This is a genomic window from Amycolatopsis sp. NPDC051371 (genome assembly GCF_040682155.1).
GTDB lineage: Bacteria > Actinomycetota > Actinomycetes > Mycobacteriales > Pseudonocardiaceae > Amycolatopsis.
In genome coordinates this window covers 1-12,250 of record NZ_JBFBAG010000097.1, presented here as the reverse complement: position 1 = coordinate 12,250, position 12,250 = coordinate 1, and the positions used below count along the sequence as shown (strand labels likewise).

Here is a 12,250-nt window from a genome sequence, read left to right as displayed (position 1 = left end):
GTCGTGGTGCGGGTGGGAGGGCAGCCCGGCATAGGACACCCAGGCCACCCGGGGGTCCGCTTCGAGGTACTCGGCGACCGCCCGGGCCCACCCCACTGGAGGATCCCCATGAGACTGCGCCGCACCCTGCCCGTCGTCGCCGGGCTGGCCCTGCTGGCCGGCTGCGCGCCCACCCAGTCCGCGCCCGCCGGCTCGGGCGGGGACGAGAAGACCGGCACCGTCCGCGTCTGGCTGTTCGACGAGGCCAACCGCGCGCCGAAGGAGGCCGCGGTCAAGGACGCCATCACCGAATTCAAGGCGGCGCACCAGGGCGTCGAGGTCGACGTCCAGTGGGTGCCGGTCGAAGGCCGCGCCGACAAGTTCTCCGGCGCCTTCAACGACTCGGCCAACGCGCCGGACGTCGCCGAGTTCGGCAACACCGACGTCTCCAGCTACGCCGCCACCGGCGCGCTCGCCGACCTGACCGGCGATCTCGCGTCGTGGGGCGAGGGCAAGGACCTCATCCCGACCGTGCTGGACACCGCGAAGTCCGGCGGCAAGACCTACGGCCTGCCCTGGTACACCGGCATCCGCGCCTTGTACTACCGCACCGACGTCTTCACCGAGCTCGGCCTCAAGCCGCCGGCGACGCTCTCGGAGCTGACCGAGGACGCCCGCAAGATCCGCGCCGCCAAGCCGGACCTCTACGGCATCTCCGTCGGCGGCAAGTACACCTACGCGATGCTCCCGTTCCTCTGGGCCAACGGCGGCGAGCTGGCGCAGGAGAGCGGCGGCAAGTGGACGTCCACGGTCACCGGTGAGCAGGCCAAGGCCGGCGTGACGCAGTACGCCAACCTGCTCAAGGACGACATCTGCCCGCCCGCGCAGTGCGCGAACCTGACCGGCACGCAGAGCGTCACGGCGTTCGCCGGCGGCAAGGCCGGGATGACCATCGGCGGCGACTTCAACCGCAAGGCCGTCGAGCAGGGCGCGGTGAAGGGCAAGTACGCCGTCGTCCCGATCCCGGGCACGGCCGCGGGCAGCGTCGCCCCCGCGTTCGCCGGCGGCAACCTCCTGGGTGTCTTCAACGCGAGCAAGCACCGTGGCCTGGCACTGGAGTTCGTCGAGCTGCTCGGCGGCGCGAAGTACCAGGAGAAGATGTACACGGCGATGGGGAACCTGCCGACGCTGAGCACCGTGCAGAAGAAGCTCGCGGCGAACGACCCGTTCCTCAAGCCGTTCGTCGACACCCTCACCGCGGGCACGAAGTTCGTCCCGGCGACGCCGGCGTGGTCGAAGATCGACAGCCAGAACGTGCTGCCGACGGCCGTCCAGCAGATCGCGACCGGCGGCAAGGACCCGGCGGCGGCGCTGACCGACGCCGCCGCGGCGATGGACAAGGCCTTCGGGTAGTGGTGACCGTCCAGGACGCCCCTTCCGTCACGGCCCCCACCCGGAGGCCGAGGCGGAAGGGGGACGGCCGGGCCGCCGCGCTCTACCTCGCCCCGGCGGGCATCCTGCTCGCGGCGATGCTGGCCTACCCGATCTACCAGCTGGTCCTGATCTCGTTCTACGACTACGGCCAGCCGCAGGCCGCGGGCAACGCGCCGCTGGTGTTCCTCGGCTTCGCGAACTACACCGACCTGCTGTCCCAGGTCCAGTTCTGGACCGTGCTCGGCAACACCGTCGGGTTCGCCGCGGCCTGCGTCGCCGGTTCGCTCGTCGTCGGCACCGGGCTCGCGGTGCTGGCTTCGCGGGTGCGCTCGCTCCCCCGGACAGTGCTGTTCCTCGCCGCGCTCGGCGCGTGGTCGACGCCTGCGATCGCCGGCTCCTACGTCTGGCTGTTCCTCTTCGACACCGACTTCGGCCTGGTCAACGAGGTGCTCTCGGGAATCGGGCTGCCGTTCGAGCACCACTCGTGGACCTTCGGCACGCTCGGCGCGTTCGGGCTGGTCGCCGCCGAGGTGATCTGGTGCTCGTTCCCGTTCGTGCTGGTCACGATGTATGCCGGCGTCAAGGGCGTTCCCGACGAGGTGCTCGAAGCCGCGTCGCTCGACGGCGCGTCGGTGTGGCGGACGAGCCGGTCGATCGTGCTGCCGATGGTGCGGCCGCTGCTGATGATCGCGACCGTCCAGTCGATCATCTGGGACTTCAAGGTGTTCACCCAGATCTACGTGATGACCAACGGCGGCGGCGTCGCCGGCCGCAACCTGGTCCTCAACGTCTATGCGTACCAACAGGCTTTCGCCGGGCAGGAGTACGGCCTCGGCTCGGCGATCGGAGTCGTCATGACGCTGTTGCTGCTGTCGGTCACCGGGCTGTACGTCCGGTCGCAGCGCCGGAGCGCGGCATGGCTGTGAAGCGTCCTGGGCGCTTGATCGCCGAGGTCATCACGGTCGTGATCGCCGGGATCGTCGCGTTCCCGCTGTACTGGATGCTGCTGTCGGCGTTCAAGCCGCCGGGCGAGATCCAGTCGGCGAACCCGAAGCCGTGGACGTTCAGCCCGTCCTTCGACAGCTTCTCGCGCGTGCTCACGGTGTCCGGCTTCGGGCGGTTCTTCGTGAACAGCCTGGTGGTGGCGCTGGTCGTCGTGGTGCTCTCGCTGTTGTTGTCGTTCCTCTCGGCGGTGGCCCTGACGCGGTTCTCGTTCAAGGGCCGGACCGTGCTGTTGGTGATGACCCTGGTCGCCCAGATGGTGCCGGTGGAGGCGCTGACCATCCCGCTGTTCTTCCTGATGCGCCAGATCGGCGGCGTCGCGCCGGCGTTCGGGCTGAACGAACTGGGCTCGCTGGTGCTGGTGCACCTGGCGTTCAGCCTGCCGTTCGCGATCTGGATGCTGCGCGGGTTCGTCGCCGCGGTGCCGGTGGAGCTGGAAGAAGCCGCGAAGCTCGACGGCGCGTCGCGGATGCGGTTCACCTGGCAGATCCTGTTCCCGCTGGTGGCGCCCGGGCTGGTCGCGGTGAGTGTGCTCGCGTTCATCCACGCCTGGAACGACTTCCTCTTCGCCAAGACGTTCATCATCTCCAAGACCGAGAACCAGACGCTGCCGCAGGCGATCCTGGTGTTCTTCAAGCCGGAGGACACCGACTGGGGCGCGGTCATGGCTTCGTCGACGCTGATGACGATCCCGGTCCTGGTGTTCTTCATCCTCGTGCAACGACGGCTGGTGTCCGGGATGGCCGGCGCCGTGAAGGGCTGACATGTCTTTCGACACCTTGCTCCCCCGCCCGGTTTCGGTGACGCCTCTTGCGGGTTCGTGCCCGTGGCCGTCCACTGTGGATGTCCGGTCGGCTTCCCTGCCGGCCGAGGGCTATCGGCTGGAGATTTCGCCGTCCGGGGTCGTGCTGTTCTGTGGTGACGCCGCCGGCGAGTTCTACGGACGGCAGACGTTGCGGCAGCTCGCGGGGCCTTCGGCGTTCCGCGTCGCCGGGTTCTCGCCGTCGTCGGTGCCGTGCGGGGTCGTCGAGGACCACCCCCGGTTCGGCTGGCGCGGGTGCCTGCTCGACGTCGCCCGGCACTTCCGGACCAAGGCGGAGGTGCTGCGGTTCGTCGACCTGCTGGCCGCGCACAAGTTGAACGTGCTCAACCTGCACCTGACCGACGACCAGGGCTGGCGCTTCGAGGTCCCTTCGTTCCCGCGGCTGACGTCGGTGGGCGGCTGGCGGCCGTCGTCGATGGCGGGCAGCGGAGGTGCGCAGGACGGTCGTCCGCACGGCGGCTTCTACACCGGCGACGACCTGCGGGAGATCGTCGCTTACGCGGCGGCGCGCGCGATCACCGTGGTGCCGGAGATCGACATCCCCGGGCACGCCCGGGCGGCGCTGGCGGCCTACCCGTCGCTGGGGACTCTCGATTCGTACGAGGTCTGGACCGGCTGGGGCATCAGCACTTCGCTGCTGTCGCCGTCTCCGTCCACTTTGGACTTCTTCCGGACGGTGTTCGACCACCTGCTGGAGATCTTCCCGTCCCCGGTGATCGCCCTGGGCGGCGACGAGACCCCGGGCGCGACCGACGAGCACCGCGAGTTCGTCCGGCTGCTGGCCGAGCACCTGGTGTCCCGCGGCCGGACGCCGATGGGCTGGGACGAGGTCCTCGACATCCCCGGCCTGCCCCCGATGGTGATCGGCTCGTGGCAGAACGAAGAGGCCGGCGTCCGCGCCGCTTCGGATGGCCACGACGTGGTGATGTGCCCGGAGCAGCACGTCTACCTGGACCACCGGCAGTCTGCGGAGCCGGACGAGCCGATCCCGGTCGGGATGGTGCACACGCTCGAGGACGTGTACGCGTACGAGCCGGCGCTGACCGGGCCGCGGCTGCGCGGGGTGCAGGCGCAGGTGTGGAGCGAGCACCTGGACAGCGTGCGGCGGGTGGACTACATGGCGTTCCCGCGGTTGTCGGCGTTCGCCGAGGTGGCGTGGAGCAGCGGGACGCGGGACTACGCCGAGTTCCTGCCGCGGTTGCGGGACCACCACCTGCCGCGGCTGGACGCGCTCGGCGTCGAGTACCGGCCGCTGGACGGGCCGCACCCGTGGCAGACCCGGCCGGGTGTGTCGGGCCGGCCACGCTGATCACGGCAGCAGCGTCACCGCAACCGACCGCACCGGGCCGACGTTGCCAGCCGCGTCGATCGAGCGGTACTCGATCCGGTGCCGGCCGTAGCCCGGCGTGCGCGTCGCGAACGGCGACACCGTCAGACCGCCCGAACCGAGGTTGCCGTACGCCAAGCCGTCGATCTCGGTGCCGCTCGGTGTGAACAAGTACGGCGCGTTCGGGTCCGTCGGCCAGCCGTAGTACTTGTGCCAGCCGTCGCCGTCCACGCGGAACTCCGGCATCCCGTCGGACGCCGTCAGCTTCATCGTGAACGAGCCGTGGAAGACGTTGTCCTTGGCGGGCGGCAGCTCGGCGTTCGTCGTCGGGGCCGCCGCGTCCACCGTCCAGGTCAGCGTCGTGCCGCCGGTGGTCGCGGTCAGGCGGTGCGTCCCGCGGGACTCGTCGAGGGTGAAGTCAGGGCCGGTGCCGGCCGGTTTCCCGTCGAGGGCCCAGCGGACCGGCGGGATCGAGCCCGTCGGCTCGCCCGTCTCGACGTAGACGACGTCGTGCCCGCCCACCGGTGCGGCGGTCGGGGTCGATGCCACCACCGCCGGACCGCCGGCGGGCGGAGTCGTCACCGAGGTGTCGACGGTCCACGTGCGGGTCGCCGTCGGGCGGACGGCCGGGTCGCGCACGAACGGCGTCGGGTCGGTCACCTTCGCCATCAGCGTGTGCTTGCCCGGCTTCACGTGCGCCTGGCGCAGGTCGACCGCGTCGGAGCCGCGCAGTGGACGGCCGTCGAGGGTCCAGGTGAGGTCGAGGCGGTGGCTCACCGGGTGCATCGCCCGCACCCACACGACGCGGTCGGCGCCGATCGTGCCGGCCGGGGTGCCGCCGGCCAGCAGCGGCACCTTCGCGGAAATCCGCTGCGTCATCCGCTCCCGGCCGACCTGGTCGAAGGCGTAGCCGAGTGTCTTCATCATCGAGTGCTCGCTCGGCCGCCAGACACCGGTCTGCGTGTAGAGCCCGCCTTCGAAACGGCCGATCGTCCCGCCGGACTCGCTGGGCTCGCCCAGCCAGCGCCACCACTTCGCGTGCTGGTCGCGCATCTGCCGCGTCGTCAGCAGGGTGTGGTGGATCGAATCGGGCTCGCCGCCTTCGTAGGCTCCGCCCGGGACGTTGCGGGCGTAGTAGTCGTACTCGTCGTCGAGGCCGCCGAGCGAATGGCCCAGCTCGTGCGGCGAGATCAGGGCGGACAGCGCGTTCCCGCCGGACGCCGTCGCGTAGGTGCCGCCCGCGCCGCCGTAGGTGCCGCTGTTGGCGAGCGCGAGGATCTGCCGGTTGGCGCGAGTCGTGCCGGGCACGAGGTCGGCGTAGCGCTGGGCCGCGTCGTCGTCGACGGTCAGCAGGCGCTGGACGCTCGCGGCGTTGCAGCCGCCCCAGAAGCCCATGTTCAGCGGGGTGTTCCGGCTCGGCGCGTCGAGCGAGGGGTCACAGTCCACACCGGACTCGGGCGAGGCGATCGACACGGCGTAGACGTTGAAGTAGCTGCGGTAGGACTTGAACGGCTCGAGCGACCACAGGGTGCTGACGTGCCGCTGGACGTCGGCGAAGAACTTCGGCTGTTCGGCGGCGGTGTAGCCGTCTCCGAGGACGACGAGGTTGAACCGCTGCGCGGCCGGGCCGCTGACTTGGACGTCGGTGACACTCGCGGCGGGCTCGGCGGCCTGCGCCGGCGAGACGAGCCCGAAACTCAGGACAACGGCGGCGGCGAACCCGGCCCATTTCGACATGGTCCCGGTCTACCGCAGTGCTTTGGCCACCGGAACCGCCGGAAGTCGGAGCCGCACGGTATAGGCCGTTATACGCGAGTGAGCCGGTACCAGACTTCGGGCCGCCCGACCTGGCCGTAATGCGGCTCCCGATGCGCCATCCCGTTGTCCGCCAGGTACTCCAGGTACCGCCGCGCCGTCACGCGGGACGCGCCGATCGCCGAAGCCGCCGCGCCCGCCGAAAGCCCTTCCGCGGCGCCCGACAGCGCATCCGTGATCGCCTCCAGGGTCTGAACGCTCATCCCCTTCGGCAACGGAGGCTGCTCCGTCGTGCGCAGCGCCCCCAGCGCCCGGTCGATCTCGGCCTGGCCGGTCACTTCGCCCGACGCGTCGCGGAACTCCGTGTAACGCTCCAGCTTTTCGCGCAGGGTGGCGAACGTGAACGGCTTCAGCAGGTACTGCACCACCCCCACCGACACCGCCGCCTTCACCAGGCCGAGGTCGCGCGCCGACGTCACCGCGATGACGTCGATCGGCAGGCCGGCCGCGCGCAGCGAGCGGCACACCGCCAGGCCGTGCGTGTCCGGCAGGTAAAAGTCCAGCAGCACCAGGTCGACCGGCTCGCGTTCGCAGAACCGCAGCGCGTCGCCGCCGGAATGGACGACGCCGGCCACCGAAAACCCGGGCAGCCGCTCGACGTAGACCCGGTGCGCCTCGGCGGCCACCGGCTCGTCCTCCACGACCAGCACCCGGATCACCGGGCCACCTCCTGCCGCGGCAGGCGCACGGTGAACACCGCGCCCCCGTCGTGCCCCACCTCGACCGTGCCGCCGTAGCGGCGCACCGCCTGCCCGACCAGCGCCAGGCCGAGCCCGTGGCCGTCGCCGGCCTTCGTCGACCAGCCGCGGCGGAAGACGTCGGCGTCCTCGGGGACGCCGGGGCCGGTGTCGGCGACGCGCAGCAGCAGTTCCGCCGGGCCGGTGCGGGCGGTGACGACCACCGCGGGCTTGCCGGTGCCGCGCGCGGCCGCGTCGATGCCGTTGTCGATCAGGTTGCCGAGGATGGTCACCAGGTCGCGGGCCGCGACGCCGAGCGAAACGTCGTCGATCACCGTGTCCGGCGTGATCGTCAGCTCGACCCCGCGTTCGCTCGCCTCGGCGGCCTTGCCCAGCAGCAGCGCGGCGAGCACCGGCTCGGCGACGGCGCCGACGACGCGGTCGGTCAGCTCCTGGGCGAGCGCGAGCTCGGCCGTCGCGAACTCCACAGCCTGCTCCGGCCGGCCGATCTCCACCAGGGAAACGACGGTGTGCAGCCGGTTCGCCGCCTCGTGCGCCTGCGACCGCAGCGCCTCCGCGAGACCGCGGGCGGTGGTCAGCTCGCCGGTCAGCGCCTGCAGTTCCGTGTGGTCGCGCAGGACCACGACCGTGCCCTGCGAGCGGCCGCCCATGCGGACCGCGGTCGTGCTGACCAGGAGCACGCGGGCATCGGTCAGGTGCAGCTCCTCGGCGCGGTTCTCCGCCGACGCGAACGCTTCCGCCAGCTCGTCCGGCAGGCCCAGCGACGCCAGCTCGCGCCCGACCGGGTCGGCGTCGAGGCCGAGGAGGGCGCGCGCGCCGTCGTTGCACAGGCCGATGCGCCCGTCGCGGCCGACGAGCAGCACCCCTTCGCGGACCGAGTGCAGCACGGCTTCGTGGTACTCGAAGAGGTTGCTCAGCTCGTCCGGTGCGACCCCGCGGGTCTGGCGGCGCAGCCGGGCGCTGATCAGCCAGCCGCCCAGCGCCCCGACCAGCAGCACCGCGCCGGCGACGCCGAACAGCGGCCAGAGCCGTTCGCGCAGCTCGGCCGAGATCGCCAGGACGGTGATCCCGACGGCCACCAGCGCGACCACGCGGTGACCGGCGTCGAACACCGGCACGACCGTGCGCACCGACGGGCCGAGCGAGCCGGTGTAGGTCTCGGTGTAGTCCTGCCCGTGCTGCGCCTGCTCGATCGTCCCGATGTAGTGCTGGCCGATCAGCGCCGGGTTCGGGTGGGTGTAGCGGATCCCGGCCGGGCTCATGATCGTGATGAAGTCGACGTGGGTGTGGGCCTGCACCCGCAACGCGAACGGCTGCAGCGTGGCGCTCGGGTTCGCGGTCGCCGCCGCGGCGGCGACGGTCGGCGCGTCCGCCACCGCCAAGGCGATCGCGCGGACCTGGTCACGCGCGTTCTCGTCCACCGCCCGCGACGCGTCGAGGTAGGCGAACGTGATCCCGGCGCCGGCGAGCACGCAGAGCACCACCAGCTGCAGCACGAGCAGCTGGCGCGCCAGGCTCCAGCGGGACGACGTCGGGGACACCTCCTCATACCAGCACACCGGGGGCCGGGTGTCCGAACGGGACGGTGCGTTCACCGCGCGAACTCAATGAACACAAGTGAGCCGGGTCACCCGAGTGCGCCTACAGTGTGCCGCAACCTGGAACACCCCTGAGCTGGAGGCAACGGTGCCGACCCCACCGACCACCGAGGAGACCCCGCGCAAGCGGGACAAGACCCACTACCTGTACCTGGCCGTGATCGTCGCGGTCGCGCTCGGGATCCTGGTGGGCTTCCTCTTCCCGGGCTTCGCCAAGGGCCTCAAGCCCCTCGGCGACGGCTTCGTCAACCTGATCAAGATGATGATCACGCCCATCATCTTCTGCACCATCGTCATCGGCGTCGGCTCGGTCGCGAAAGCGGCCAAGGTCGGCAAAGTCGGTCTGATGGCGTTGTTCTACTTCATCATCATGTCGACCTTCGCCCTGGCGATCGGCCTGGTCGTCGGCAACATCCTGCACCCGGGTACCGGCCTGCACCTCAGCCCGGCAGACGTGAAGAGCGTCCAGAAGTCCGCCGGCGGCGCCGAAGGCCCGGTCGACTTCCTGCTCGGCATCATCCCCAAGACACTCGTCTCCGCCTTCACCGAAGGCGAGGTCCTGCAGACGCTGCTGGTCGCGCTGCTGATCGGGTTCGCGCTGCAGAAGCTGGGCCCGAAGGGCGCGCCGATCCTGCGCGGCATCGAGCACATCCAGCGTCTGGTGTTCCGCGTCCTCGCGATGATCATGTGGGCCGCCCCGATCGGCGCGTTCGGCGCCATCGCCGCGGTGGTTGGCGCGACCGGCTGGGCCGCGTTGAAGAGCCTCGCCGTCATCATGATCGGGTTCTACGCGACCTGCCTGGTGTTCGTGTTCGTGGTGCTGGGGATCGTGCTGTGGCTCGGCGCCCGCGTCTTCATCTGGAACCTGCTGCGCTACCTCGGCCGCGAGTTCCTGCTGATCCTGTCGACGTCGTCGTCGGAGTCGGCGCTGCCGCGGCTGATCGCGAAGATGGAGCACGTCGGCGTCAGCAAGTCCGTCGTCGGCATCACGGTCCCGACCGGGTACTCGTTCAACCTGGACGGCACCGCGATCTACCTGACCATGGCGACGCTGTTCATCGCCGCGGCGCAGGACGAACCGCTGTCCATCGGTTCGCAGATCGGCCTGCTGGCCTTCATGATCATCGCGTCCAAGGGCGCGGCGGGCGTCAGCGGCTCGGGCATCGCGACCCTGGCCAGCGGCCTGCAGTCGCACCGGCCGGAACTGGTCAACGGCGTCGGCTTCATCCTCGGCATCGACCGGTTCATGTCGGAGGCCCGCGCGCTGACCAACTTCGCGGGCAACGCCGTCGCGACCGTCCTGATCGGGAACTGGACGAAGGAGTTCGACCGCGAGAAGGCGGAGCGCGTCTTCTCCGGCCAGGAACCGTTCGACGAGGCCACGATGCTCGACGAACACAGCCACGCGGCCGGGACCGATGACATGGACGACACCGTCAAGGAACCCGCCAGGTCCTAATCCGAAAACGTTCGTGCTCACGCCCCCGCTGAGCACGAGCCGCGCGGGCCGCGGTGCGAGTTCCCCGACTTCGCACCGCGGCCCGTTTCCATGTCCGCTTCAGCAGGCGGCGTGGCCGTCGTAGACGACGCGCGCGGCGGCGATGTCTTCGCGGTGCTGTTCCGCCCAGCCGAGCAGGCCGCTCAGCGACTGGTACAGCTCCTTCGCCATCGGCGTGGCTTCGTACTCCACGCGCGGCGGGACCGTCGGGTAGATCGTGCGCTCCAGCAGGCCGTCGCGCTCGAGGTTGCGCAGCGTCAAGGTCAGCATCCGGCGGCTGATCCCGTTGACCGCGCGTTCCAGCTCGGTGAAGCGCACGGGGCCGCGGATGGCCTCCAGCAGGATGCCGATCGCCCACTTGCCGCTGATCCGGTTGATGACCTCCAGCACCGTGCAGACGTCGAGTTTCTCCGGGTCGATCTCGGTGACCTGGACAGGTACACCGATGTTCCCCTGGGACATGAAAGTGCCTCCTTACGCGCGCACCCATGGTCACACATGATGGGCACTGTTACAAGAAGTGCCCTGGCAACGACCAGGGGGAACGCTCGACTGGAGGGGCCTGTCATGACCGAGAGCCACCCTGTCCGATCCCGCGGCCTCGCCTTGGCGGTGCTGTGCGCCGCCTCGCTGATGGTCGTGCTCGACAGCAGCATCGTCGCGGTGGCATTGCCCGCCATCCAGGCCGACCTCGGGTTCACGCCCGCCGGTCTCGCCTGGGTCGTCACGGCGTACCTGGTCGCCTTCGGCGGCCTGCTCCTGATCTCCGGCCGGCTCGGCGACCTGCTCGGCCGCCGCCGAGTCTTCCTCGGCGGGCTCGGCCTGTTCACTTTCGCTTCCCTGATCGCGGGCCTGGCTTCGGACGCGGGCGTGCTCGTCGTCTCGCGGTTCGCTCAGGGCGTCGGCGGCGCTCTCGCGTCGGCCGTCGTGCTCGGCATGATCGTCACGATGTACCCCGAGCCGCGGGCCCGCGCTCGCGCGATCGGCGTGTACAGCTTCACGCAGGCCGCGGGCGCGTCGATCGGGCTCATCGCGGGCGGCGCGCTGACGCAGGCGCTGAGCTGGCACTGGACGTTCTACGTCAACCTGCCGATCGGCGTGGTCGCGCTGGTGCTGGCGGTCCGCGTGGTCGAGGCCGACCGCGGCCCGGGCCTGCGGGCCGGCCTGGACGTCCTCGGCGCGGTGCTGGTGACCGCCGCGGTGATGCTCGGCGTGTACGGGATTTCGTCCCACGCCTGGGGTGCGCTCGCCGCGGCCGCCGCGCTGCTCGCCGCGTTCGTGGTGCGACAGGCGAAGGCGCGCACGCCGCTGCTGCCGCTGCGCCTGTTCCGGATCCGCGCGGTCGCCGGCGCGAACGTGGTGATGGTGCTGATGGTCGCCGGGATGCTGGGCTTCCAGTTCGTCACGGCGTTGTACCTGCAGCAGGTGCTGGGTCTCGACGCGCTGCGCACCGGCGTCGCGTTCCTGCCGGTGCCGGTGGTGATCGCGGTGGCGTCGCTGGGTTTCGCGGACAAGCTCGCGGCGCGGTTCGGGCCGCGGACGGTGCTGCTGTCCGGCCTCGGCCTGGTGATCGTCGGCCTGCTGCTCCTCACGCAGGTGTCCGGCGGCTACTTCACCGGCGTCCTGCCGCCGCTGCTGCTGATGGGCCTCGGCGCGGGTGCGGCGATCCCGGCGCTGATGGGGCTGGCGATGTCGGACGTCGCCCCGGCGGACGCGGGCGTGGCGTCCGGCCTGATCAACACGACCCAGCAGGTCGGTGCGGCGATGGGGACGGCGGTGCTGGCGTCGGTTGCGGCGTCCCGAACGGCGAGCTTGGCCGGTGTGGACCACCGCGAGGCGCTGGCGTCGGGGTTCCGGCTGGCGTACGGGGTCAGCGCGGGCTTCCTGATCGCCGCGGTGGCCCTGGGCGGCCTGGTCCTGGCCCGCCGAACCGCGGTGGCCCCGGAGCCCGAGGTCTGCGTCGCCGGGTAGGCCAGAGCGCCCCAATGTGGCCTTGGTTGCGTTCAACGCACCCAAGGGGCCCTTCGGTGCGTTGAACGCACCGAAGGCCACCTTGGGGGGCGAGGGCAGGGTGGG

At 70.9% G+C, this 12,250-nt stretch carries 10 protein-coding genes and 1 pseudogene; 6 read left to right on the top strand and 5 right to left on the bottom strand.

What is annotated here, in order from left to right; all coding sequences use genetic code 11:
* A pseudogene (locus tag AB0M59_RS52995) lies at positions 1-87 on the bottom strand (PLP-dependent transferase); the annotation flags it as partial.
* Between the two features lie 21 nt (positions 88-108).
* Between AB0M59_RS52995 and AB0M59_RS52990 the strand changes: the two are divergent.
* From AB0M59_RS52990 to AB0M59_RS52975, 4 genes are read left to right on the top strand one after another with little or no spacing between them, the layout of a single operon-like run.
* Complete coding sequence (locus AB0M59_RS52990) at positions 109-1,392, top strand: extracellular solute-binding protein (protein WP_364631883.1); 1,284 nt, start codon at positions 109-111, stop codon at positions 1,390-1,392.
* Positions 1,392-2,339, top strand: coding sequence for a sugar ABC transporter permease (locus AB0M59_RS52985; RefSeq protein ID WP_364631880.1), 948 nt, complete (start codon positions 1,392-1,394; stop codon positions 2,337-2,339). Before AB0M59_RS52990 ends, AB0M59_RS52985 begins: the two co-directional genes overlap by 1 nt.
* The gene (locus tag AB0M59_RS52980) at positions 2,330-3,178 is read left to right on the top strand and encodes a carbohydrate ABC transporter permease (protein WP_364631877.1); all 849 of its coding nucleotides are present in this window, start codon (positions 2,330-2,332) and stop codon (positions 3,176-3,178) included. Before AB0M59_RS52985 ends, AB0M59_RS52980 begins: the two co-directional genes overlap by 10 nt.
* A gap of 1 nt (position 3,179) precedes the next feature.
* Complete coding sequence (locus AB0M59_RS52975) at positions 3,180-4,547, top strand: beta-N-acetylhexosaminidase (protein ID WP_364631874.1); 1,368 nt, start codon at positions 3,180-3,182, stop codon at positions 4,545-4,547.
* On the opposite strand, the gene AB0M59_RS52970 is transcribed toward AB0M59_RS52975, so the two are convergent.
* From AB0M59_RS52970 to AB0M59_RS52960, 3 genes are all read right to left on the bottom strand, one after another.
* Complete coding sequence (locus tag AB0M59_RS52970; RefSeq protein ID WP_364631871.1) at positions 4,548-6,302, bottom strand: M64 family metallopeptidase; 1,755 nt, start codon at positions 6,300-6,302, stop codon at positions 4,548-4,550.
* Positions 6,303-6,370: 68 nt separating this feature from the next.
* The gene (locus AB0M59_RS52965; protein ID WP_086672309.1) at positions 6,371-7,039 is read right to left on the bottom strand and encodes a response regulator; all 669 of its coding nucleotides are present in this window, start codon (positions 7,037-7,039) and stop codon (positions 6,371-6,373) included.
* Entirely contained in the window at positions 7,036-8,619 is a 1,584-nt protein-coding gene (locus tag AB0M59_RS52960) for a sensor histidine kinase (protein ID WP_364631887.1), read from the bottom strand. Before AB0M59_RS52960 ends, AB0M59_RS52965 begins: the two co-directional genes overlap by 4 nt.
* 145 nt (positions 8,620-8,764) lie before the next feature.
* Here AB0M59_RS52960 and AB0M59_RS52955 point away from each other — a divergent pair, with 145 nt between their 5' ends.
* Positions 8,765-10,135, top strand: a complete 1,371-nt coding sequence (locus AB0M59_RS52955; RefSeq protein WP_364631868.1) for a cation:dicarboxylase symporter family transporter — start codon at positions 8,765-8,767, stop codon at positions 10,133-10,135.
* A 99-nt stretch (positions 10,136-10,234) separates the two neighbouring features.
* On the opposite strand, the gene AB0M59_RS52950 is transcribed toward AB0M59_RS52955, so the two are convergent.
* The gene (locus AB0M59_RS52950) at positions 10,235-10,636 is read right to left on the bottom strand and encodes a helix-turn-helix domain-containing protein (RefSeq protein ID WP_360482710.1); all 402 of its coding nucleotides are present in this window, start codon (positions 10,634-10,636) and stop codon (positions 10,235-10,237) included.
* A 105-nt stretch (positions 10,637-10,741) separates the two neighbouring features.
* On the opposite strand from AB0M59_RS52950, the gene AB0M59_RS52945 reads away from it, so the two are divergent.
* Positions 10,742-12,145, top strand: coding sequence for an MFS transporter (locus tag AB0M59_RS52945; protein ID WP_364631865.1), 1,404 nt, complete (start codon positions 10,742-10,744; stop codon positions 12,143-12,145).
* Positions 12,146-12,250: the final 105 nt, after the last annotated feature.

Excerpts from the sequence above, each read along its gene's own strand:
- AB0M59_RS52950 (WP_360482710.1), bottom strand. The coding sequence starts at position 10,636 with ATGTCCCAGGGGAACATCGGTGTACCTGTCCAGGTCACCGAGATCGAC.
- AB0M59_RS52980 (WP_364631877.1), top strand. The coding sequence starts at position 2,330 with ATGGCTGTGAAGCGTCCTGGGCGCTTGATCGCCGAGGTCATCACGGTC.
- AB0M59_RS52975 (WP_364631874.1), top strand. The coding sequence starts at position 3,180 with ATGTCTTTCGACACCTTGCTCCCCCGCCCGGTTTCGGTGACGCCTCTT.
- AB0M59_RS52990 (WP_364631883.1), top strand. The coding sequence starts at position 109 with ATGAGACTGCGCCGCACCCTGCCCGTCGTCGCCGGGCTGGCCCTGCTG.
- AB0M59_RS52970 (WP_364631871.1), bottom strand. The coding sequence starts at position 6,302 with ATGTCGAAATGGGCCGGGTTCGCCGCCGCCGTTGTCCTGAGTTTCGGG.
- AB0M59_RS52945 (WP_364631865.1), top strand. The coding sequence starts at position 10,742 with ATGACCGAGAGCCACCCTGTCCGATCCCGCGGCCTCGCCTTGGCGGTG.